19 protein-coding genes and 2 pseudogenes are annotated in these 20,922 nt (G+C 61.4%); 9 read left to right on the forward strand and 12 right to left on the reverse strand.

The genetic code is table 11. The annotated features are described in order from the left end of the window. Positions 1 to 8: 8 nt before the first annotated feature. The 3 genes and pseudogenes from ACVI9W_RS05680 to ACVI9W_RS05690 all read right to left on the reverse strand — a co-directional run. Positions 9 to 974: pseudogene (locus ACVI9W_RS05680) on the reverse strand (methyl-accepting chemotaxis protein); the annotation flags it as partial. A gap of 288 nt (positions 975 to 1,262) precedes the next feature. Continuing rightward, positions 1,263 to 1,613: pseudogene (locus ACVI9W_RS05685) on the reverse strand (PAS domain-containing protein); the annotation flags it as partial. 96 nt (positions 1,614 to 1,709) lie between these two features. Then, positions 1,710 to 2,603, reverse strand: a complete 894-nt coding sequence (locus tag ACVI9W_RS05690; protein ID WP_038613562.1) for a LysR family transcriptional regulator — start codon at positions 2,601 to 2,603, stop codon at positions 1,710 to 1,712. Positions 2,604 to 2,826: 223 nt separating this feature from the next. Here ACVI9W_RS05690 and speB point away from each other — a divergent pair, with 223 nt between their 5' ends. Together speB and ACVI9W_RS05700 are read left to right on the forward strand one after the other, a co-directional pair. Further along, on the forward strand, positions 2,827 to 3,777 hold the full coding sequence (gene speB, locus ACVI9W_RS05695) for an agmatinase (protein ID WP_038613564.1): 951 nt from the start codon (positions 2,827 to 2,829) through the stop codon (positions 3,775 to 3,777). Between the two features lie 144 nt (positions 3,778 to 3,921). Next, a complete protein-coding gene (locus ACVI9W_RS05700) occupies positions 3,922 to 5,301 on the forward strand; it encodes a sodium:solute symporter family protein (protein ID WP_038613566.1) in 1,380 nt (459 codons plus the stop codon). Positions 5,302 to 5,355: 54 nt separating this feature from the next. On the opposite strand, the gene ACVI9W_RS05705 is transcribed toward ACVI9W_RS05700, so the two are convergent. Both ACVI9W_RS05705 and ptrR read right to left on the reverse strand, forming a co-directional pair. Continuing rightward, positions 5,356 to 5,481: a PA1414 family protein gene (locus tag ACVI9W_RS05705; RefSeq protein WP_256205393.1), complete on the reverse strand. Its 126-nt coding sequence runs from the start codon at positions 5,479 to 5,481 to the stop codon at positions 5,356 to 5,358. A 123-nt stretch (positions 5,482 to 5,604) separates the two neighbouring features. Next, positions 5,605 to 6,498: a putrescine utilization regulator PtrR gene (ptrR, locus tag ACVI9W_RS05710; RefSeq protein ID WP_157193585.1), complete on the reverse strand. Its 894-nt coding sequence runs from the start codon at positions 6,496 to 6,498 to the stop codon at positions 5,605 to 5,607. A 105-nt stretch (positions 6,499 to 6,603) separates the two neighbouring features. On the opposite strand from ptrR, the gene ACVI9W_RS05715 reads away from it, so the two are divergent. Continuing rightward, positions 6,604 to 7,785, forward strand: coding sequence for an MFS transporter (locus tag ACVI9W_RS05715; protein WP_461529433.1), 1,182 nt, complete (start codon positions 6,604 to 6,606; stop codon positions 7,783 to 7,785). Here the strand turns inward: ACVI9W_RS05715 and ACVI9W_RS05720 are convergent. Beyond that, positions 7,736 to 8,662, reverse strand: a complete 927-nt coding sequence (locus tag ACVI9W_RS05720) for a DMT family transporter (RefSeq protein ID WP_038613568.1) — start codon at positions 8,660 to 8,662, stop codon at positions 7,736 to 7,738. The genes ACVI9W_RS05715 and ACVI9W_RS05720 overlap by 50 nt on opposite strands. Before the next feature lie 170 nt (positions 8,663 to 8,832). On the opposite strand from ACVI9W_RS05720, the gene ACVI9W_RS05725 reads away from it, so the two are divergent. Then, positions 8,833 to 9,102 (forward strand): hypothetical protein, encoded by a 270-nt coding sequence (locus ACVI9W_RS05725; protein ID WP_461529434.1) that lies wholly within the window; start codon positions 8,833 to 8,835, stop codon positions 9,100 to 9,102. Positions 9,103 to 9,179: 77 nt separating this feature from the next. Here ACVI9W_RS05725 and ACVI9W_RS05730 read toward each other — a convergent pair whose 3' ends face one another. Next, positions 9,180 to 10,505, reverse strand: coding sequence for a DEAD/DEAH box helicase (locus ACVI9W_RS05730; RefSeq protein WP_461529435.1), 1,326 nt, complete (start codon positions 10,503 to 10,505; stop codon positions 9,180 to 9,182). Between the two features lie 141 nt (positions 10,506 to 10,646). Between ACVI9W_RS05730 and ACVI9W_RS05735 the strand changes: the two genes are divergently transcribed. Next, entirely contained in the window at positions 10,647 to 11,948 is a 1,302-nt protein-coding gene (locus tag ACVI9W_RS05735) for a mechanosensitive ion channel family protein (protein WP_461529436.1), read from the forward strand. Here the strand turns inward: ACVI9W_RS05735 and ACVI9W_RS05740 are convergent. From ACVI9W_RS05740 to ACVI9W_RS05750, 3 genes are all read right to left on the reverse strand, one after another. Continuing rightward, positions 11,889 to 12,767, reverse strand: coding sequence for a carboxylate/amino acid/amine transporter (locus ACVI9W_RS05740; protein WP_461529437.1), 879 nt, complete (start codon positions 12,765 to 12,767; stop codon positions 11,889 to 11,891). The genes ACVI9W_RS05735 and ACVI9W_RS05740 overlap by 60 nt on opposite strands. 188 nt (positions 12,768 to 12,955) lie before the next feature. After that, positions 12,956 to 13,555 carry an FMN-dependent NADH-azoreductase gene (locus tag ACVI9W_RS05745; protein WP_461529438.1) on the reverse strand — a complete coding sequence of 200 codons (600 nt, stop codon included), beginning with the start codon at positions 13,553 to 13,555 and terminating at the stop codon, positions 12,956 to 12,958. Positions 13,556 to 13,688: 133 nt separating this feature from the next. Continuing rightward, on the reverse strand, positions 13,689 to 14,003 hold the full coding sequence (locus tag ACVI9W_RS05750) for a 3-phosphoglycerate kinase (protein ID WP_157193589.1): 315 nt from the start codon (positions 14,001 to 14,003) through the stop codon (positions 13,689 to 13,691). A 49-nt stretch (positions 14,004 to 14,052) separates the two neighbouring features. On the opposite strand from ACVI9W_RS05750, the gene ACVI9W_RS05755 reads away from it, so the two are divergent. From ACVI9W_RS05755 to ACVI9W_RS05770, 4 genes are all read left to right on the forward strand, one after another. Continuing rightward, positions 14,053 to 14,976 carry a LysR family transcriptional regulator gene (locus ACVI9W_RS05755; protein ID WP_191833041.1) on the forward strand — a complete coding sequence of 308 codons (924 nt, stop codon included), beginning with the start codon at positions 14,053 to 14,055 and terminating at the stop codon, positions 14,974 to 14,976. 14 nt (positions 14,977 to 14,990) lie between these two features. Next, positions 14,991 to 15,803, forward strand: a complete 813-nt coding sequence (locus ACVI9W_RS05760) for an alpha/beta fold hydrolase (protein ID WP_461529439.1) — start codon at positions 14,991 to 14,993, stop codon at positions 15,801 to 15,803. Continuing rightward, complete coding sequence (locus ACVI9W_RS05765; RefSeq protein WP_422421179.1) at positions 15,797 to 16,354, forward strand: peptidylprolyl isomerase; 558 nt, start codon at positions 15,797 to 15,799, stop codon at positions 16,352 to 16,354. The genes ACVI9W_RS05760 and ACVI9W_RS05765 overlap by 7 nt, the downstream gene beginning before the upstream one ends. 65 nt (positions 16,355 to 16,419) lie before the next feature. Then, positions 16,420 to 18,252 carry an ABC transporter ATP-binding protein gene (locus ACVI9W_RS05770; protein ID WP_461529440.1) on the forward strand — a complete coding sequence of 611 codons (1,833 nt, stop codon included), beginning with the start codon at positions 16,420 to 16,422 and terminating at the stop codon, positions 18,250 to 18,252. 74 nt (positions 18,253 to 18,326) lie between these two features. On the opposite strand, the gene ACVI9W_RS05775 is transcribed toward ACVI9W_RS05770, so the two are convergent. Together ACVI9W_RS05775 and ACVI9W_RS05780 are read right to left on the reverse strand one after the other, a co-directional pair. Further along, a complete protein-coding gene (locus tag ACVI9W_RS05775; protein WP_461529441.1) occupies positions 18,327 to 19,451 on the reverse strand; it encodes a GNAT family N-acetyltransferase in 1,125 nt (374 codons plus the stop codon). Between the two features lie 83 nt (positions 19,452 to 19,534). Continuing rightward, positions 19,535 to 20,848, reverse strand: coding sequence for an OprO/OprP family phosphate-selective porin (locus ACVI9W_RS05780; protein ID WP_157193593.1), 1,314 nt, complete (start codon positions 20,846 to 20,848; stop codon positions 19,535 to 19,537). Positions 20,849 to 20,922: the final 74 nt, after the last annotated feature.

Consider the following 20,922-nt stretch of genomic DNA (forward strand, 5'->3'; position numbering starts at 1 on the left):
AAAAGGTGTCAGCGGTTGAAACGCTCGGCCAGGCTGTACAGGTATTCGGCCATGCGCTCCAGGTCCTGGCTAATCTCGGCGCCCTGCTTGGCCTGTCCGGCACTGTGATCACAGAGTTGGGCGATGCGGGTGATTTGCTGATTGATATCTTCAGCGACATGACTCTGCTGTTCAGAGGCCGTGGCCATCTGCTGACTCATGCCGGTAATACGGCTGACCGCCTGGGTTATCCCCACCAATGCCGACTGCACCGCTTCGACACGCTGCACGCTGTCTCTGGAGATCTGCTCGCCCTTGCTCGCCGTGGACACCGCCCGCTGTGCACCATCACGCAACGACGCAATGATCTGGTGGATTTCCTCGGTGGAGGTGCGGGTACGCTGGGCCAACGAACGAACTTCGTCAGCCACCACCGCAAATCCGCGCCCCTGCTCACCAGCCCGCGCCGCTTCAATCGCTGCATTCAGGGCAAGCAGATTGGTCTGCTCGGCAATTGAAGTGATCACATCCACCACACTGCCAATCGACTGAGTCTGCTCGGCCAGGGCGTTGACCGCCTGACCGATGTCATTGACCGCTTCACTCATGCTGCCCATGGCCCGCAGGCTTTGCTGCGCCAGGTCACTACCCTGCTGGGCCAGCTGATCGGCATCGGCGGCGGCCGAGGCGGTATTCTGGACGTTGTGAGTGACCTCCTGGATGGTCGCGGCCATCTGCGCGATGGCCGTGGCCGACTGATCGGTTTCGCTGCGCTGGCGGTCGAGCATCTGCGCCTGGGCACCAGACAGGTCCGAGGATTGCGCGGCCCGCGCCTTGACCCCGACACCGGCGTCGACCAAGCGGGTCAGCGCGGTCTGCAGCCGCGCTTCCTCGCTGAGGATGGCCAGGTCCAGTTGCCCTTGCAGGCCTTTGTTGTCGCTGTAGGTCAGGGCTACAAGCGGGCTGGTGAACGCTTTCGGATGCTCGGACAGGGTGCGCTTGAGCACGCGGTTCTGCCGCGATTCGATCAGGTACCAGGCGCTGAGCAGGCTGCTCATCAGCACGCCAAGCGCTGCGTATTGTGGCAGCCACAGGTAACCTGCCACTGACAGCAAACCGGCGCCAACCAATGGCCAGCCATACTCGAGCACTTCCCCGACGCGCGCAGCCCAGGGCACCGCTGCCCGCCCCTGGCGCAAGCGCGCATACAGCGCCGTGGCACGGCGGATCTGCTCGCGGCTCGGCACTGAGCGCACCGACTCATAACCGCTGATCCGACCGTTCTCGTAGATCGCCGTTACATAGGCGCTGACCCAGTAGAAGTCCCCGTTTTTGGCGCGGTTCTTGACCACGCCCATCCACGGCTTGCCTTGCTTGATGGTTTCCCACATATGAGCGAACACCGCAGGCGGCATATCCGGATGGCGTACCAGGTTGTGCGTCTGATCGATCAACTCTTCGTATGTGAAGCCACTGATGGCAACAAAGGCGTCGTTGCAGTAGGTGATCCGACTATTGAGATCGGTGGTGGAAATCAGTCGTTGTTCGCTGGGGAAGGTTCTTTCGTGCTCAGTGACGGGCAAATTCATACGCATCTGTGCGATACCTGCCGAAGGATGATGGGGAAATGACATCAACGCAGTACAGGTTTAGCAGAGCATTTACTGGAAAGTAGCCCGTTTACCGAGGAAATCTCCGGTTCCATATGAATTTTTCAGAGGTCATTTCGGTCAGGCCGGGGTGAGCTGCGCCTTGAGCAAATCGCGGAAGGTCTGAATCAAGGGTTCGCGGCTGCGACCGCGACGGATGATCATGGAAAACGGCGCCTGATAGCCAAAGGTCGCGGGTGACAATACGCGCAAATCGCCCTTGTCAGCCCAGGCCTGGGCATAGTGCTCCGGCAAGTAGCCAATGTAGGCCCCGGACAGCACCAGAATCAGTTGTGCCTCCATACTTTCCACCGTCGCCGCACTGTGTTTGAAACCGTGACGGGCCAGTTCCGCCTGGCTCCAGTAGCCGCGCCCGACCATGCGCTGCTGGGTGATGACCTGTTCAGGAATGCGCCGCTCGTGAAACAGCGGGTGGCGGTTACTGCAGTACAGCCAGTGCTGCTCACGGTACAGCGGTTGATAGACCAGTCCACTCATGCGCGTCGAAAACGCACCGATGGCCAGGTCCAGGCGGTTGTCCTGCACGCCCAGCTGCAACTCGTAGGGGCTGGACACCGACAGGTGCAGGTGCACCGCCGGGTGTTCCTGGCTGTAGGCCCCGATCGCTTCGGCCAGCGGCAAAGCGCGATCACCGACGGTCGAGTCGATCACCCCCAGGTTCAACGTACCGCGCAACTCGCCCTTGAGCGCTGCGGCGTATTGCTCGAAGCCGTCCATTTCGGCCAGCAGGCGCAGGGTTTCCTGATGAAACAGTTCGCCTTTGCTGGTCAGGCTGAAGCCCCCGCGCCCACGGTGACACAGGACGATCCCCAGAGCCGCCTCCAGCTGGCTCATGTAGGTGCTGATAGCCGAGGTCGAAAGGTTGAGTTCGCGTTGGGCATTGGCGAAGCCCTGATGGCGTACGACGCTGACGAAGATGCGCAGGAGTTTCAGATCTGGCAGTGCAGAAGCCATGGCTTACGGGTCCGAAAAGGCAGTGATTGGCAAAAGTCTAACCAGATTCCCGCCGATAGTTTAGAAAAACCTGAACTAAGTATTTGCCTGTAGCGATTCTTTTTGCCCACTACCTTTTGCAGACTCTGCCGCAATGCACCTGCTTGCCAGCACTTCAGGGTTACTAGCCGACCCACAAGACAGGTTCCAACAACTAAAACAATCGAATCGATGAGGCCCGACCGTGGACAAGATTCTGCACCAACCACTGGGCGGCAACGAAATGCCGCGTTTCGGCGGCATCGCCACCATGCTCCGTCTCCCTCACCTGCAAAGCGCCGAAGGCCTTGATGCTGCCTTCATCGGCATCCCCCTGGACATCGGTACTTCGCTGCGCTCCGGCACCCGTTTCGGCCCACGGCAGATCCGTGCCGAGTCGGTGATGATCCGTCCTTACAACATGGCCACTGGCGCTGCTCCCTTCGATTCGATGTCAGTAGCCGATATCGGTGACGTGGCGATCAACACCTTCAACCTGCTTGAAGCTGTGCGCATCATCGAAGAAGCCTACGACGAAATCCTCGAGCACAATGTCATCCCCATGACCATGGGTGGCGACCACACCATCACCCTGCCGATCCTGCGCGCGATCCACAAGAAGCACGGCAAGGTAGGCCTGGTGCATATCGATGCCCACGCTGATGTCAACGATCACATGTTCGGCGAGAAGATCGCCCACGGCACCACCTTCCGCCGCGCTGTGGAAGAAGGTCTGCTCGATTGCGACCGCGTGGTGCAGATCGGTCTGCGCGCCCAGGGCTATACCGCCGAAGACTTCAACTGGAGCCGCAAACAGGGCTTCCGCGTGGTCCAGGCCGAAGAATGCTGGCACAAATCCCTGGCACCACTGATGGCTGAAGTCCGTGAGAAAGTCGGCGGTGGCCCGGTGTACCTGAGCTTCGACATCGACGGCATCGACCCGGCCTGGGCCCCAGGTACCGGCACCCCGGAAATCGGTGGCCTGACCACCATCCAGGCCATGGAAATCATCCGTGGTTGCCAGGGCCTTGACCTGATTGGCTGCGATCTGGTGGAAGTCTCGCCACCTTACGACACCACCGGCAACACCTCGTTGCTCGGCGCCAACCTGCTCTACGAAATGCTCTGTGTCTTGCCGGGCGTTGCTCGCCGCTGACCGACAGGCACCAGGAGCTACAACGAGGCAGGAGCCATGATCGCCGGATCGCACCAGCGGCCGGTGAAGTAGACGAATGACCGGCGCCGGGCTTGCCTGGCGCCAGGATCGATCTCACCATAATAAAGATAATCGGAGACACCCATGGCCTTAGACTTATTCGTTGTCTTGATCTATGCGGCCGGCATGCTCGGGCTTGGCTGGTATGGCATGCGCAAAGCAAAAACCCATGAAGATTACCTGGTAGCGGGACGTAACCTCGGCCCTAGCCTGTACATGGGCACCATGGCCGCCACCGTACTGGGCGGCGCCTCGACGGTCGGTACCGTGAAACTCGGTTACGTCCACGGTATCTCGGGCTTCTGGCTGTGTGCGGCCCTGGGCCTGGGCATCATTGCCCTGAACCTGTTCCTGGCCAAACCGCTGCTGCGCCTGAAGATCTTCACCGTGACCCAGGTGCTGGAACAGCGCTACAACCCCATGGCCCGTCAGGCCAGTGCTGTGATCATGCTCGCCTACGCGCTGATGATCGCCGTGACCTCGACCCTGGCTATCGGCACCGTTCTGCAAGTGCTGTTCGATATGCATTTCTGGGCCGCGATTCTGCTCGGCGGCGGTGTGGTTGTGGTGTATTCCACCATCGGCGGCATGTGGTCGCTGACCCTGACCGACATCGTTCAGTTCGTGATCAAGACCGTTGGCCTGATGTTTGTCCTGCTGCCGATCTGCCTGTATCGCGTGGGCGGTTGGGACGAACTGGTCGCCAAGCTGCCAAGTGCCAGCTTCAGCCTGACCACCATCGGTTGGGACACCATCATCACCTACTTCCTGATCTACTTCTTCGGCATCCTGATCGGTCAGGACATCTGGCAGCGGGTGTTCACCGCCCGTGACGAGAAAGTCGCCAAGCGTGCCGGTACCGTTGCCGGTGTCTATTGCGTGATCTACGGTCTGGTGTGTGCGGTGATCGGCATGGCGGCCCATGTGCTGCTGCCGGACCTGGCCAACGCCAACAACGCCTTTGCCGCGATCGTCAAATCCGCCCTGCCTGACGGCATCCGCGGCCTGGTGATTGCAGCAGCGCTGGCGGCGATGATGTCCACGGCCAGTGCTGGCCTGCTGGCAGCCTCGACCGTACTGACCGAAGACCTGCTGCCCAAGCTGCGCGGTGGCAAGCAATCGAGCCTGGCCATCAACCGCCTGTTCACCCTGCTCACCGGCATTGCCGTGCTGGGTATCGCCCTGGTGGTCGAAGACGTGATCAGTGCCCTGACCCTGGCCTACAACCTGTTGGTCGGCGGTATGCTGGTGCCACTGATCGGTGCGATCTTCTGGAAACGCGCAACCACTGCCGGTGCAATCACCAGCATGACCCTGGGCTTTGTCACTGCCCTGGCGTTCATGATCAAGGATGGGATGGATGCCAACACGCCGATCTACTACAGCCTGGCGATCGCGCTGGTGAGCTTTGTGGTAGTGAGTTTGATGTCCCGCCGTCCGGTGGGTGCGGTAAACCTGGCCTGATCCAGGCCAACGGTGGCCGTCGCATCACCCTGATGCGGCGGCCCTGCCAGGCGCCTAGCGACGCGGCTGGCGCTTGCGCTGCTCCTCGTCGGTAGGGATCGGCACCGGCTGCAACGGCGGTGGAATCAAACCCAGAGCCGCAGCCAGGTCATGAAGCCAGTTGAACAGATTGTTTCTCATAACTCCCCCTCACGGGTCCGCCTGCACGGCGTTTCAATCCTGCGATGCTTCATACAGATCATAGCCCTATGTCTTGGATTGCGCATGCTCTAGGACTACAAGTTGGGTCAAGTTTGATCTTAATCAAGCCCTGACCGCCACCTCGGCCGTCTGAGCAACTGTTTCCCCTTGTTGCAGATCGATCCAGGCACTCAAATTCGCGCCGCGCATGCCTTTGCGCCACATCAACCAGGTCGTGGCCAGATCGAAAGGTGCTTGCAAGCGATGCACCGCTACCCGTTCACGCCCCGGCAAGCTGTCGAGCATCGACTGCGCCATCAACGCCACCCCCGCCCCGGCAATCACACAGGCAAGCATGCTCGGGTACGACTCGATTTCCATCACCCGGCCCATGGCCGCATGGTCATGGGCATACCAGGCCTCCAGGCGCATACGGTAGGAACACCCCTGGCGGAAGGTAAACACCGCCCGCCCGGCTACGTCCCGGGCGCTGTGCACCGGCGGATGATCGGGCTCGGTGATCAACACCAGGGTTTCATCGCACAGCGGCACACCGTCCAGCCCGGCCAGGGCCAGTGGCCCATCCACCAGGGCAGCGTCCAGACGACCGCTGAGCAGGCCTTCGAGCAGCTCACCGCTGGGCGCCGCCTGCACCTGCAGGTTCACCGCCGGATAAGCCTTGTGATAGCGCGCCAGCAGTGCCGGCAGGTGAATGGCGGCAGTGCTGTACATGGTGCCAAGGGCAAAGTCCCCCGCCGGTTGCCCGCCCTGCACCGCCGCGAAAGCTTCATCGCGAAGTGCCAGCATGCGCCCGGCGTAATCGAGCAGTACCTTGCCTGCGGGCGACAGCTGCAAACGCTGACGCTCGCGGCGAAACAACTCGACGCCCAGCTGCTCTTCCAGCTGGCGCAGGCGTGTCGACAGGTTCGACGGTACCCGGTGCAAGCGCTCGGCGGCCCGGGTGATCGAGCCTTCCTCGGCGACCGCCTGGAAGATGCGCAGCTGACTGAGCTCCATTAGATATTCTCCATAACTGAACAACTTCCTCATCATTATTCAATTTTACTGAAAGTCAATCGCCTTTAGCCTGACGGTCATTGATCCCCTTTCAGGAGCTTGAGCATGTCCCCGTCCATTCGTCTGCTTGCCTGTGCCGTGGCCCTGATGATGGCCATGGGTATTGGCCGCTTTGCCCTCACCCCGCAACTGCCGCACCTGATCGCTGAAGGTCAGATCAGCCTGACCGCCGCCGGCCTGATCGCCGCCGCCAACTACCTGGGTTACCTGCTCGGCGCGCTGGACGCCATGTTTGCCAGTCGCCCGGGCCAGGTCAGCGCGCGTCTGCACGCAGGCTTGTGGCTCTGCGCAGGGCTGACCCTGGCCTCGTTCTGGGCCCACGGTTTCTGGAGTCACATGCTGTTGCGCTTCGGTACCGGCGTGGCCAGTGCCTGGGTGCTGGTGATGCTCACCAGCCTCAGCCAGCAACTGGCGGCAGCAAGCAATCGGCCCCGGCTCGGGGCTCTGGTGTTCGCCGGGCCAGGCGTCGGTATCATGCTCACCGGCCTGCTGGCGTTGTTCTCCAACCTGTACGGCCTGGGCTCGGCTTCACTGTGGCTGATCTATGCCGCTGGCGCGCTGGTGATGCTGCTGGCAGTGCTACCCTTTCTGCCCCGGCCACAGTCCTCTGCGCCTGCCGGTGGATCTTCGGCGATGCAAGGGCCAACCCAAGGAATCGCACGCTTGGGCTTGATCTACGCGCTGTACGGCATCGGCTACATCATCCCGGCCACATTCATGTCACAGATGGCCAGCGCCCGCTTCCACGGACACTGGCTGGCGGACCTGTTCTGGCCAGGGTTCGGCCTGGCGGCGGCAGTGGGTGTGATAGTGGCCAGCTATCGCCGTCCACACTGGGGCAGCACCTCGCGCTGGTTGATGACGACGCTTTGGTTGCAGGCTGCCGGGGTGTTCGCCTGCTTGCTGGGCAATGGTCCGGGACTGGCCCTGGGGGTGTTGTTGTGCGGCACGCCGTTCCTGGCCTGCATGCAACTGATGATGCAACGCCTGCGCGAACTGTCACCCGATGCCTACCAGCGCAACGCAGGCTTGCTCACCGCCTGTTTCGCCCTTGGCCAGCTCAGCGGGCCGTTGCTGGCCGCACTGAGCAATCAGTTCGCCGCCAGCCTGCAACCGGCACTGGTCATCGCCGGCTGCGGCCTACTGCTGGGCGGTGCACTGCTCTGGCGGCCGCAGCCTAGCCGAGCAGGCTGCGCAACCGTCGGCGCACCCACTGCTCAGCACTGACCAGCGTGACGCCGAGCAGGACCATGATGGCCCCGAGCACGAAGTTCAGGCTCAGTGGTTCGCCCAGCAGCAGCACACCAAAGGTCACCCCGAACAGCGGAGTGATGAAGGAAAACACCGCCAGGTTCGACGCCAGGTAACGACGCAGCAGCCAGAACCAGGTCAGGTAGCTGAAGAACGACACGATCAGCCCCTGGAACAACAGGCTGCCAATAGACAGAGGCGTGAATTGCACCTGGGTGACCTGGCCACTGACGGCGGCAATCAGCAACAAGCCGACAAAACCGACCGCCAGTTGATAGAACAAGGTCAGGGTCGCAGGTGCCTCCGACAGCCGGGAAGCGCGCACCACCACGGTGGTCGCGCCCCAGGCCAGACCTGCCAGCACGCCGAAGGCATCGCCCAACAGCATGCGCCCGTCCATCTCAGACAGCGACACGCCACCGGCAAAGGCATAGGCAATACCGGCGAAGGCCAGGACGATGCCCAACCACTGCAGGGGCCGTAGACGCTCGCTCGGCAGCAGCCAGTGCAGGCCAAGAGCAGTGAACACCGGCGCGGTGTAGAGGAACACCGACATGTGCGCCGCCGAGGTCAGCTTCAGGCCTTCGGCAATGAACAAAAACTCCACCCCGAACAGCGCACCGGCCAGCAGCCCGCCGCGCCAGGTGTGCGCGACCTGGTCCCAGCCGCCGCGAAAACAGATCAGCAGGCCGACCAGTACCGCCGCCATGCCCGAACGCAGGGCCTGTTGCATCACTGGCGCAATATCTGGCGCGGCCAGCTTGATCATTACCTGCTGAATGCCCCAGATCAGGCACAGCACCAGCATTACTTGCAGGGCAAAGGCATCGGTATTGCGACGGGTGGCGCTCATTGCGGGCACCCGCTATCGGCTAACGGCATGGCAGAGTCTCGGCAACTGTGGATCCAGCGCCGATTATCAGCGGCTGCAGGCGTTGATTGCCAGCCTTGTGTTGCGCTTCGACTGAACTTTGCGCGCCGCTTGCGGCTCAACCGCAAGACCAAGCCAAGGGAGCTCTGCCCATGAAAAGCCTGTTGAACATCGCTGCCGCCGCCAGCTTGCTGTTGGCCTTGCCGAGTTGGGCGTGCACGCTTGAAGAAGCTACGGAAAAACGCGAGGAGCTGGCCAAGGAGGTAACGCGACTGACGGAGCAGAATCCGCAGAAGGCCAAGGAGATCAATGACGAGTTGAAAGGTATGAAGCTTGAAAGTGCCAGCAAGGACCTGCCGGACAAGTGCCAGCTGATCGACAAGCGGTTGCAGGAATTGAAGTCGGCGGAGAAGAACGTGTGAGCTTTCGCGGGGCAAGCCCGCTCCCACAGGTAGACATTCAGCCCTGTGGGAGCGGGCTTGCCCCGCGATAAATGGCTTTACTCTGCAGTAGGGGCCGGCTTGCGACGCTTGAGCGGCGCCAGACCGTCGGCGCTGGCCAGCGGTGCATTAGGCTTCGGCTTGGCGGTCGGCTTGCGCTTGGCCACGACCTTCTTGTCGCCCTTCTTGTCAGTCTTTTTCTTCTTCACGCCAGCAGCCTTGCCCGAGGCCTTGACCTTCTTCGGCCCGCTGTAAGTGCCTTTGACTTCCTTGATGACACGGCGTTCGAAGCTCTGCTTCAGGTAACGCTCGATGCTCGACATCAGGTTCCAGTCGCCATGGCAGATCAACGAAACCGCCAGGCCTTCGTTGCCGGCACGACCGGTACGACCGATACGGTGCACGTACTCGTCGCCGCTGCGCGGCATGTCGAAGTTGATCACCAGGTCCAGGCCGTCAACGTCCAGGCCACGGGCCGCGACGTCGGTCGCCACCAGCACCTTGGCACCGCCCTGCTTCAGGCGCTCGATGGCCAGTTTGCGGTCTTTCTGGTCCTTGTCGCCATGCAGGACGAAGGCTTTGACGTCCTTGGCCACCAAGTGACCGTAGATGCGGTCGGCCATGACCCGGGTGTTGGTGAAGATGATCGCCTTCTGATACGTCTCGTTGGCCAGCAGCCACTGAACGATCTGCTCTTTATGCTGGTTGTGGTCGGCGGTGATGATCTGCTGACGGGTACCGTCGTTGAGCTGGCTGACGGTGTTGAGCATCAGGTGCTCAGGGTCTTTGAGCACTTTGCCGATCATGTCGCGCAGACCGGCACCGCCGGTGGTGGCGGAGAACAGCAGGGTCTGTTCGCGGTTCGGGCACTCGCCGCACAGGCGCTCGACGTCTTCGGAGAAGCCCATGTCGAGCATGCGGTCGGCTTCGTCGAGAACGACGACCTGCACATGCTCAAGCTTGAGGTTGCCGGCGTTCAGTTGCTCGAGCATACGGCCCGGGGTACCGACGAGGATATCCGGCACCTTGCGCAGCATGGCGGCCTGTTCCTTGAAGTCTTCACCACCGGTGATCATGCCGGCCTTGATGAAGGTGAACTGGGCGAAACGCTCGATTTCCTTGAGGGTCTGCTGGGCCAGCTCACGGGTGGGCAGCAGTACCAGGGCACGGATCTCGACACGCTTTTGCTTGAGGTCGACCAGGCGGTTGAGCACCGGCAGTACGAAGGCTGCAGTCTTGCCGCTACCGGTTTTCGCCGTCACCCGCAGGTCACGCCCCTGCAAAGCCAGGGGAATGGCGGCCGCCTGCACCGGAGTCGGCTCTTCGAAGTTCAGTGCAGCAACGGCTTTGAGCAGGCGTTCGTGCAGGGCGAATTGGGAAAACACGGGTGTACCTCGGGCATGTGCAGAAATTCAGCCGTATAGGGTAACGTTTTCCAGCGCCTACGCCGAATTTCTTTTGGCATTGATGCACCGTTCCGGGCTCTAATAACCCCTCATTTTCACTTCGGACACGTCAACTACCGCATGGCTATTGAACAGTTCTGGCAAAACGCCCTCGATCTCTGGGGCACTCTTGATCAACATCCCGTGATACACGCGGGCCTCGGCCTGGGTGTGCTGCTGGTCATCGCCCTGGTGCTGGGCCGGGTGGCACGCTTCCTGATACTTCACGCCGTCAAGCTGCTGGGCCGACAGCCGGCACTGCACTGGGTCAATGATCTGCTGCAAAACAAGGTGTTCCACCGCCTGGCGCAGATGACACCATCGTTGGTGGTGCAGTTCGGCCTGAAACTGGTGCCGGAGCTCAATGCCACCAGCCAGCATTTCCTCGGCAACGTCGCGCTGGCCTTCACCATTCTGTTCCTGATGCTGGCCATCAGTGCCCTGCTCGACGCCCTGCTGGACATCTACGCGCGTACCGAACACGCCCGCACACGCTCGATCAAGGGTTATGTGCAATTGGCGAAGATGGTGCTCTACGTCTTTGGCGCGATCATTATTGTCGCCACGCTGATCGACCGTTCGCCGCTGTTGCTGCTGTCGGGCCTGGGTGCGATGTCGGCGGTAATCCTGTTGGTGTACAAGGACACCCTGCTGTCGTTCGTGGCCAGCGTGCAGCTGACCAGCAACGACATGCTGCGGGTTGGCGACTGGATCGAGATGCCCCAGGTCGGCGCCGACGGCGATGTGGTGGATATCACCCTGCACACGGTCAAGGTGCAGAACTTCGACAAGACCATCGTCTCCATTCCGACCTGGAGGCTGATGTCCGAATCGTTCAAGAACTGGCGCGGCATGCAGCAGTCGGGCGGGCGGCGGATCAAGCGCAGCCTGTTCATCGATGCCGGCGGAGTACGTTTCCTGCGCAACGATGAGGAACAGCGCCTGGGCGAAGTGCGCCTGCTGACCGACTACATCGCCCGCAAGCGCAGCGAGCTCAAGGCCTGGAACGAGGCTCAGGGCAACGTCGCCGAGCTTTCCGCCAACCGTCGGCGCATGACCAACATCGGCACCTTCCGCGCCTATGCCCTGGCCTACCTGAAGAGCCACCCGGAAATCCAGCCGAACATGACCTGCATGGTCCGCCAGATGCAGACCACCGCCCAGGGTGTGCCGCTGGAGATCTACTGCTTCACCCGCACCACCGCGTGGGCCGACTATGAGCGCATCCAGGGCGACATCTTCGACTACCTGCTGGCGGTGATGCCGGAGTTCGGCCTGAGCCTGTATCAGCAGCCCAGCGGCAATGACCTGCGCGCCGGCCTGCTACCGGCGGGCCTGCCCCACCAGCAACGGACGCTGACTGCCGAGTCGACCGAGCCATAGCGAAGCCAGAATCACCGCCCCGCCGATGAACAACCTACCCAGGGGCTCGTGCTGATTCCAGATCAACAAGTTGAGCAGCAGCCCCACCGGTACGTGCAGGTTGTTCATCACCGCCAAGGTCGCGCCGGAAACCAGGCATGCGCCCTTGTTCCACCAGTACAACCCCAGCGCCGTCGGGCACAGCCCGAGAAACAGCAGCACCAGCCACTGCACATCGGTGCTGGGCAGGTGTTGGCTGTTGCCGAACGCCAGGAACGCCGGCAATACCACCAGCAAGGCACCCAGGTAGAAATAGCCAAAACGCCGGTAATGCGGCAGGTCGCTGGGATTGCGCGCGATCAGGTGACGGTACAGCACCTGGCCGGCGGCATAGGTGAAGTTGGCCAGTTGCAGCAGCAGGAAGCCGATGAAGAAGTCCGGGCTGATGCTTTCGAAGCGGATCACTGCCGCGCCCGCCACCGCCACCAGGGCCGCCACCAGCGCCCAGGGATTGAAGCGCCGGTTCAGGGCATCCTCGATCAGGGTCACATGCAGGGGCGTGAGGATAGTGAACAGCAGCACTTCCGGCACGGTCAGCACCCTGAAGCTCAGGTACAGACAGACATAAGTAATGCCGTATTGCAGGGCGCCAATCAGCAGCATCGAGCGCATGAAACGCGGCTCGACCTGACGCCAGCGGGTCAGCGGCAAAAACACCAGCCCGGCCAGCACTACCCGCGCCAGCACGGCGAAATAGCTGTCGACATGACCTGCCAGGTACTCGCCGATCAGGCTGAAGGAAAACGCCTGGATCAGTGCGACGATCAATAAATAGCCCATGGTTGCCCCTTGCTGTGGAGGCGGCGACCTTAGCGGTTCACCGATCGCGGGGCAAGCCCGCTCCCACCGGTGGGAGCGGGCTTGCCCCGCGATTGCAACAGACAAAAAAGCCCGGTCATGCACAAGGCAATGACCGGGCAGGTACACCCAAAGGAGCAACAGGTGTCAGGCGGGAAAATTCAGTGCAATCACGCCACCGCGGCCAGCTGGGCCTTGGCCTGGTTCAAGCCCTTCTCATGGAAGTCACCGCCCATGTTCAGGCCTTCAGCATGGATGAAGGTCACATCGTGGATACCGATGAAGGCCATCACCTGGCGCAGGTACGGTTCCTGATGGTCGCTCGAGGCGCCAGCATGGATGCCGCCGCGGGCCGTGAGAATGTAGGCCTTCTTGCCGGTCAGCAGCCCCTGCGGGCCGGTTTCGGTGTACTTGAAGGTGATGCCGGCACGCAGTACGTGGTCCAGCCAGGCCTTCAAGGTGCTAGGGATGGTGAAGTTGTACATCGGCGCAGCCAGTACCAGTACATCAGCGGCCAGCACTTCGTCTGTCAGTTCGTTGGAGCGGGCCAGCGCCTGCAGCTCGTCGCTGTTGCGCTGCTCTTCGGGCTTCATCCAGCCACCGAGCAGGTTGGCATCCAGGTGCGGCACCGGGTTGAGGGCCAGGTCGCGCAGGGTGACCTGGTCGCCAGGATGGGCGGCTTGCCACTGGCTGACGAAGTCACTGGTCAGCTGCCGGGAGATCGAACCCTGCTGGCGGGCGCTGCTTTCGATTACGAGTACACGGGACATGGGTTGCCTCCATCGGCGAATGTGGTAAGTCGATGGAGGTAAGACTAAACAGTGACCGATCGATTAAAAAGCGTAAAATCTGGGTGCAATCTATCAGTTTATTTGTTTTATTGTGCCGGTGCGCTAGCCTCACTTATTGCGGCTTGCAGTCCAGGCTGATGCGCAGCTTGATGATCTCGCGGTTGAATTTAGCGGTGACATCCTTGCTCTGCCTGGCCGGCACCTGTACCCGGCGCACCCTGGGGGCTTCCGGGCCGTTACGGAACAGCACCTTGCACTGGGCGGCCACCTCACCGTAGTTGTTCAGGGTGATCGACCCGATGTCACGGTCGGTGTCGTAGGTGGTGTAGTCGAGCTTGACGCCATCGAGGTTTTTTTCCACATCGATGGGATAAGCCAAGGCTGTGAGCGGAAGCAGGGCCAGCAGTACAGCACAACATTTTTTCATACGACGCTCTCCATGAAAGAGCGCCAGCTTAGGACAACAGGAGCCGAAGATGAAAGCGCCGCGCGTTACCCTGGATCAGTGGCGGACCCTGCAAGCGGTGGTCGATCACGGTGGTTTTGCCCAGGCGGCCGAAGCGCTGCACCGTTCGCAATCCTCGGTAAGCTACACCGTGGCGCGCATGCAGGACCAACTGGGGGTGCCGCTGCTGCGCATCGACGGACGCAAGGCGGTGCTGACCGAAGCCGGCAACGTGCTGCTGCGCCGCTCCCGGCAACTGGTCAAGCAGGCCAGTCAGCTGGAAGATCTGGCGCACCACATGGAACAAGGCTGGGAGGCCGAAGTGCGCCTGGTGGTCGATGCCGCCTATCCCAATGCCCGCCTGGTCCGTGCCTTGAGCGCCTTCATGCCGCAAAGCCGCGGTTGCCGCGTGCGCCTGCGTGAAGAAGTGCTGTCCGGGGTCGAAGAGGTGCTGCATGAAGGCATCGCCGACCTGGCGATCAGCGGCTTCAATATTTCCGGCTACCTGGGTACCGAGCTCAGTTCGGTTGAGTTCGTCGCCGTGGCCCATCCCGATCACAGCCTGCATCGACTGGGTCGCGAGCTGAACTTCCAGGATCTGGAAAGCCAGCTGCAAGTGGTGATCCGCGACTCGGGCCGTGCGCAACCGCGCGATGTCGGCTGGCTCGGCGCCGAACAGCGCTGGACCGTGGGCAGCTTGGCGACTGCGGCGACTTTTGTCAGCAGTGGCCTGGGCTTTGCGTGGCTGCCACGCCACCTGATCGAACGGGAATTGCGCGAAGGCGTGCTCAAGCCCTTGCCGCTGGATCAGGGTGGCAGTCGCCATCCACTGTTCTACCTTTACTCCAACAAGGACAAACCCTTGGGCCCGGCCACGCAGATCCTCATCGAATTGCTGCGCAACTTCGATACCGCGCCGCTGGACGTGCCCTTCGCCGCTCCCGCCCAAGCCTGACAGGAATCATGCCCATGGCCTATTTCGAACATGAAGGTTGTTCGCTGCACTACGAGGAATACGGCCAGGGCGATCCGCTGGTATTGCTGCATGGCCTGGGCTCCAGCTGTCAGGACTGGGAGATGCAAATACCGGCACTTGCCCGTCACTACCGGGTGATCCTGATGGACATCCGTGGCCACGGTCGCTCCGACAAACCTCGCGAGCGCTACAGCATCCAGAGCTTCAGCGCCGATCTGCTGGCCTTGCTCGAACAGCTGCAGACCGGCCCTGTGCACCTGGTCGGCCTGTCGATGGGCGGCATGGTCGGCTTTCAGTTCGCGGTCGATCACCCGCAGTGGCTACGCAGCCTGTGCATCGTCAACAGCGCCCCGGAGGTCAAGCGCCGCACCCGCCAGGACTGGATCTGGTGGGCCAAGCGCTGGGCCCTGGCCCGCGCGCTGAGCCTGGAGGCCATCGGCAAGGGCCTGGCTGCGCGGCTGTTCCCTGAACCGCACCAGGCCGACCTGCGCCGCAAGATGGCCGAACGCTGGGCGAAAAACGACAAGCGCGCTTACCTTGCCAGCTTCGATGCCATTGTCGGTTGGGGCGTCAGCGAACGCCTGGGGCAGATCCGCTGTCCTACGCTGGTCATCAGTGCTGATCAGGATTACACCCCGGTAGCCCTGAAAGAGCGCTATGTGGCCCTGATTCCCCAGGCGCGACTGGCGGTCATCGAAAATTCCCGGCACGCTACACCCCTGGATCAACCGCACATTTTCAATCAGACGCTGCTGCGGTTTCTGGCGGCGTCCACCACCTCTCAAGGAACATTGAGCCCATGCTGAAAAAACTCCTGCTCGCCACTTGCTCGGTCGTCTTCGCCACCAGCCTGATGGCTGCCGAGAAGGCGCCCCATGTATTGCTCGACACCAGCTTCGGCCAGATCGAAGTGGAACTGGACCCGGTCAAAGCGCCGATCAGCACCAAGAACTTCCTGCAATACGTGGATAGCGGTTTCTACACCAACACCATTTTCCACCGGGTGATCCCTGGTTTTATGGTGCAGGGCGGTGGTTTCACCGAGCAGATGATGCAAAAAGAAACCAAGGCTCCGATCCTCAACGAAGCCAGCAACGGCCTGCACAACACCCGTGGCACGCTGTCGATGGCGCGCACCTCGAACCCCAACTCGGCCACCAGCCAGTTCTTCATCAACGTAGCCGACAACGCCTTCCTTGACCCGGGTCGTGACGCCGGTTACGCGGTATTCGCCAAGGTGGTCAAAGGCATGGACGTCGTCGATCAGATCGTCAACTCGCCGACCACCGTCAAGAAAGGCATGCGTGACGTGCCGGTCGATCCGGTACTGATCAAGTCGGCCAAACGCCTCGACTGACCCCGGGCTTCACAGGGACGTGAGCCAAGGCCTGAGGGTCTGACTGAACAGGAGTTACCTTCTTCATGCTGTTTCGCCGGTTCGAAAAGCTGATCGATATCTTTCGTGAAGCCCCCAGCGCCTCGCCGCCAAGTACGGTACTGCCGTTTTATCTGTACTACTTGCGCCAGGTCTGGCCCAGCTTTGCTGCGCTGCTGGTGGTCGGCCTGATCGGCGCGCTGATCGAAGTGGCACTGTTCAGTTACCTGAGCCGGATCATCGATCTGGCCCAGGGCACCCCCAACATCAACTTTTTCAGCGAACACGCCGCTGAGCTGACCTGGATGCTGGTGGTAGCACTGCTGCTGCGCCCGGTGTTCGTCGGCCTGCACGACCTGCTGGTGCACCAGACCATCAGCCCCGGCATGACCAGCATGATTCGCTGGCAAAACCACACCTATGTGCTCAAGCAGAGCCTGAATTTCTTCCAGAGCGACTTTGCCGGACGCATTGCCCAGCGCATCATGCAAACCGGCAACTCGCTGCGCGACTCGGCCGTGCAGGCGGTGGACGCCCTGTGGCACGTGCTGATCTATGCAATCAGCTCACTGGTGCTGTTTGCCGAGGCAGACTGGCGCTTGATGCTGCCGCTGATCAGCTGGATCCTCTGTTACATCGGCGCGCTCTACTACTTTGTGCCGCGGGTCAAAGCCCGTGCGGTGATTTCTTCCGATGCCCGCTCCAAACTCATGGGCCGCATCGTCGATGGCTACACCAACATCACCACCCTGAAACTCTTCGCCCACACCGACTTTGAGCAGCAATACGCACGCGAAGCGATCAGCGAACAGACTGAAAAAACCCAACTGGCCGCCCGCGTGGTCACCAGCATGGACGTGGTCATCACCAGCCTCAACGGCCTGCTGATCGTCACCACCACGGGCCTGGCCCTGTGGCTGTGGACCCAGTCACTGATCAGCGTCGGCGCCATCGCCCTGGCCACCGGCCTGGTGATACGTATCGTCAACATGTCCGGCTGGATCATGTGGGTGGTCAACGGCATCTTCGAGAACATCGGCATGGTTCAGGATGGCCTGCAGACCATCGCCCAGCCGGTCACCGTCACCGACCCACCGAAAGCCCCGGCGCTTAAAGTCGATCGCGGTGCGGTGAAGTTCGAGAATGTCTGCTTTCACTACGGCAAAGGTGCCCGGATTATCGATGGCCTGAACCTGGACATTCGTCCTGGCGAGAAAATCGGCCTGATCGGCCCCTCCGGCGCGGGTAAATCAACCCTGGTCAACCTGCTGCTGCGTTTGTATGACCTGGAAAGCGGACGCATCCTGATCGATGGCCAGGACATTGCCCTGGTGACCCAGGCCAGCCTGCGCGCGCAGATCGGCATGATCACCCAGGACACCTCGCTGCTGCACCGTTCGATCCGCGAAAACCTGCTGTACGGACGCCCCGACGCCAGTGACGAAGCGGTCTGGGAAGCGGTCCGTCAAGCCCGCGCCGATGAATTCATCCCGCTGCTGTCCGATGCCCAGGGCCGCACCGGCTTCGATGCCCATGTCGGTGAGCGCGGGGTCAAGCTCTCCGGTGGCCAGCGCCAGCGCATCGCCATTGCCCGGGTGCTGCTCAAGAACGCGCCGATCCTGATCATGGACGAGGCCACTTCCGCGCTGGACTCGGAAGTCGAAGCAGCGATTCAGGAAAGCCTCGAGACCCTGATGCAGGGCAAGACCGTGATCGCCATCGCCCACAGGCTGTCGACCATTGCCCGCATGGACCGCCTGGTGGTGCTGGAAAAAGGCCGGATTGCCGAGATGGGCAGCCATGCCGAACTGCTCGCACAGCAAGGGTTGTACGCGCGCTTGTGGCATCACCAGACCGGTGGGTTTGTCGGCATCGACTGATGGTGGGAGCGGGCTTGTCCCGCGATTGCGGTTTACCGGTTACATCGCATCGCGGGGCAAGCCCGCTCCCACCATCAGCATTGCCGATAGGGCAATGCCGTGCGTGCCTCTTCGGCATAGGCCAGCACCCCTGCCCGTTCCTGCTGCAAAAACTCCACCACGGCCCGGCGCAGTCCCGGATGCAGCAGGTAATGCCAGGAGCGGGTGATCACCGGCTCAAAGCCACGAATCAATTTGTGCTCGCCTTGTGCACCGGCATCAAAGCGCTGCAGCCCCTCAGCAATGGCAAAGTCCATGCCCTGATAAAAACAGGTCTCGAAATGCAGCCGGTCGAACTCATCCAGGCATCCCCAGTAGCGCCCGTACAGACTGTCACCGCCTACCAGGCTGAAGGCCATGGCCACCTCACGCCCGGCCTGGCGCGCCATCACCACGCGGATCGCCGTCGGCATGCGCTCGGCCAGCAGGCTGAAGAACGAGCGGGTCAGGTACGGTGCCCGACGACGTACTGCATAAGTGTTGGCGTAGCAGGCAAAAACGAAATCCCATTGCGCCTCGCTCAGTTCATCACCACGGTACCAGCGAAAATCGATGCCATGCCCCGCCACCTGCTCACGTTCTTTGCGCATCTGCTTGCGCTTGCGTGAGCTGAGGTTGTCGAGAAAATCCTGAAAGTCCCGATAGCCCTGATTGCGCCAGTGAAACTGGCACCCCAGGCGTTCCATCCAGCCTTCGCGACCGCGCATTAGTGCGTCAGCAAACTCATCGGTGAAATTGACATGCGCCCCCGACAAGCCCTGCTCCGCCAAGTCCTCGGTAAGCCGATCCATCAATTGCGCAGCAGCTTCGGGCTGCCCCAATAGCCGTGGGCCACAGACCGGGGAAAACGGCACCGCGCAGAGCAGCTTCGGGTAATAGGCAACCCCCGCACGCTCGCAAGCGTCGGCCCAACCATGATCGAAGACGTATTCACCAAAGGAGTGGGTTTTCACATAGGCCGGCAGGGCAGCCTGAAGCTGCCCGTCAGCATCCGTCAGTGCGCGATGCGCAGGCGTCCAGCCAGTGCGTTTACTGACGCTGCCGCTATCTTCCAGGCTGCTCAGAAACGCGTGACGCAAAAACGGTTGCTCTGCTGGCACCAGGGCATCCCAGGCTGCAGGTGTGAGTTCGGCAAGGTGTGACAGGATAAGGTTAGGCATTGGCGCAGTCTGCCTCGTCGCGCAGACGAAAAAAAGCCCCGCAAAGCGGGGCTGAAGATCTAACGGATGAGGAGCGGTGTTACTTAGAACACGTACTGCGCGCGCATGACGAAGCCGTCGCCGCTGTCGTCGCCGGCAGCGTTCTCGGCATTGTCGACCTTGGTTTTGACGTACACGCCGCTGAGCTTGATCGACTCGTTGGCGTACCAGTTCACACCGACGTTGTGCACTTTGGCTTCCACATCGCCAATATCAGCAAATGCGCCATTGTCATCGTCAGTGCTCAGGTGGTCGTAACGGTAGAAGAGTTCCCAGGCACCGATCTGCTTGTTCTGCGGTTTGATGCTGTCGAATTTGCCCAGCTTGTAGCCGCGCGCTTCACCGGTAAGGGTGTAGGCCAGTTGGCCGTAGTAACCTTCGGACTTGATGTCGGAGAACGCATCATCGTCAGCTTGCGTGTCACGCTTGATGTACTCACCCTGCACCGAGAACGGGCCCATGGCCCAGGCCGCTTCCAGGTTCCAGGCCTTGTCGGTGTCGTAGGCACCGGCCGGGGTGTTGTTGGCGCCACCGAGAACCAGGCGGTTGCCATTGTCACCGGCATCCTGGCCACCGTCGGTGCTCACGCCACGCATGCCCAGACGGCTGCGGATACGGCCATCGAATGCAGTGTCGGAGAGGTCGCGCTGGGCGTAGTTGATACCAAAGTGCAGGACATTACCCGCCTCGTGCATAGGTGCGAAGACGCCGCGCAGGTTGAACTGCTTGGTGCTGTCGCCGTCTTTGTCCTGGTTGGTCGCGTCTTTGGCAAACACACCCACCGAACCGTACAGCGAGTCGCCGGCGTTACCGGATGCCTGCAGACCCATGCCGCCGTTGTGCGAGTTGGTCCAGTCGACCAGATCGTAAGCTGCGGTACGTTCCTGAGCCGTTACCCACTTGGAGCTGGTGGCTTTTTCCAGACCGAACTCAGGGTCGAAACGGCCCACCTTGATCGACACCGGCTTGAAGCCGTTGTAAGCCAGGGAGGCTTCGTCGAAGTAGCCATCTTCGGAACGGTTGTCACCGCCGGAGTTGTGCGAGAAGTCGTAAGCAATCTGGTAGGCCCAGTCGGTGTACATCACCCCGCCCAGTTCCAGGTAAGCACGACGGAAGTAACCGGCGTCGGCAGTGTTGCCGTTCTTGGTGTAGAAACCGTCAAAACGGCTGTAGTCAGCCTGAACACGACCGCCCAGCTTGAAGCTGAATTCCTTGTCGGTGGTAGCGACCTCGAGGCCACCCTTGGTCTTGACTACGATATCGGCGCCGTCGGTGGTCACGGTACCCGCAAAAGCCTGGGCGGTAACGGCCATGGCCAAGGCGCTGGCTGCGAAACCTGCGAAGTGCTTACGGATCATCGAAGAAGCTCCCCTACTTTATGGTCTTGATAATGTTGGAAAAACACGCGGCTTGAGCCACTTGTGCTGGGGAG

Source organism: Pseudomonas sp. 210_17 TE3656 (assembly GCF_054821965.1).

What these genes read in the sequence shown, in the direction of transcription:
- ACVI9W_RS05765 (WP_422421179.1), top strand. Translation starts at nt 15,797, where the DNA reads ATGCTGAAAAAACTCCTGCTCGCCACTTGCTCGGTCGTCTTCGCCACC.
- ACVI9W_RS05760 (WP_461529439.1), top strand. Translation starts at nt 14,991, where the DNA reads ATGGCCTATTTCGAACATGAAGGTTGTTCGCTGCACTACGAGGAATAC.
- ptrR (WP_157193585.1), bottom strand. Translation starts at nt 6,498, where the DNA reads ATGGAGCTCAGTCAGCTGCGCATCTTCCAGGCGGTCGCCGAGGAAGGC.
- ACVI9W_RS05700 (WP_038613566.1), top strand. Translation starts at nt 3,922, where the DNA reads ATGGCCTTAGACTTATTCGTTGTCTTGATCTATGCGGCCGGCATGCTC.
- ACVI9W_RS05750 (WP_157193589.1), bottom strand. Translation starts at nt 14,003, where the DNA reads ATGAAAAAATGTTGTGCTGTACTGCTGGCCCTGCTTCCGCTCACAGCC.
- ACVI9W_RS05720 (WP_038613568.1), bottom strand. Translation starts at nt 8,662, where the DNA reads ATGAGCGCCACCCGTCGCAATACCGATGCCTTTGCCCTGCAAGTAATG.
- ACVI9W_RS05780 (WP_157193593.1), bottom strand. Translation starts at nt 20,848, where the DNA reads ATGATCCGTAAGCACTTCGCAGGTTTCGCAGCCAGCGCCTTGGCCATG.
- ACVI9W_RS05690 (WP_038613562.1), bottom strand. Translation starts at nt 2,603, where the DNA reads ATGGCTTCTGCACTGCCAGATCTGAAACTCCTGCGCATCTTCGTCAGC.
- ACVI9W_RS05770 (WP_461529440.1), top strand. Translation starts at nt 16,420, where the DNA reads ATGCTGTTTCGCCGGTTCGAAAAGCTGATCGATATCTTTCGTGAAGCC.
- ACVI9W_RS05735 (WP_461529436.1), top strand. Translation starts at nt 10,647, where the DNA reads ATGGCTATTGAACAGTTCTGGCAAAACGCCCTCGATCTCTGGGGCACT.
- ACVI9W_RS05755 (WP_191833041.1), top strand. Translation starts at nt 14,053, where the DNA reads ATGAAAGCGCCGCGCGTTACCCTGGATCAGTGGCGGACCCTGCAAGCG.
- ACVI9W_RS05745 (WP_461529438.1), bottom strand. Translation starts at nt 13,555, where the DNA reads ATGTCCCGTGTACTCGTAATCGAAAGCAGCGCCCGCCAGCAGGGTTCG.
- ACVI9W_RS05705 (WP_256205393.1), bottom strand. Translation starts at nt 5,481, where the DNA reads ATGAGAAACAATCTGTTCAACTGGCTTCATGACCTGGCTGCGGCTCTG.
- ACVI9W_RS05775 (WP_461529441.1), bottom strand. Translation starts at nt 19,451, where the DNA reads ATGCCTAACCTTATCCTGTCACACCTTGCCGAACTCACACCTGCAGCC.
- ACVI9W_RS05715 (WP_461529433.1), top strand. Translation starts at nt 6,604, where the DNA reads ATGTCCCCGTCCATTCGTCTGCTTGCCTGTGCCGTGGCCCTGATGATG.
- ACVI9W_RS05725 (WP_461529434.1), top strand. Translation starts at nt 8,833, where the DNA reads ATGAAAAGCCTGTTGAACATCGCTGCCGCCGCCAGCTTGCTGTTGGCC.
- ACVI9W_RS05740 (WP_461529437.1), bottom strand. Translation starts at nt 12,767, where the DNA reads ATGGGCTATTTATTGATCGTCGCACTGATCCAGGCGTTTTCCTTCAGC.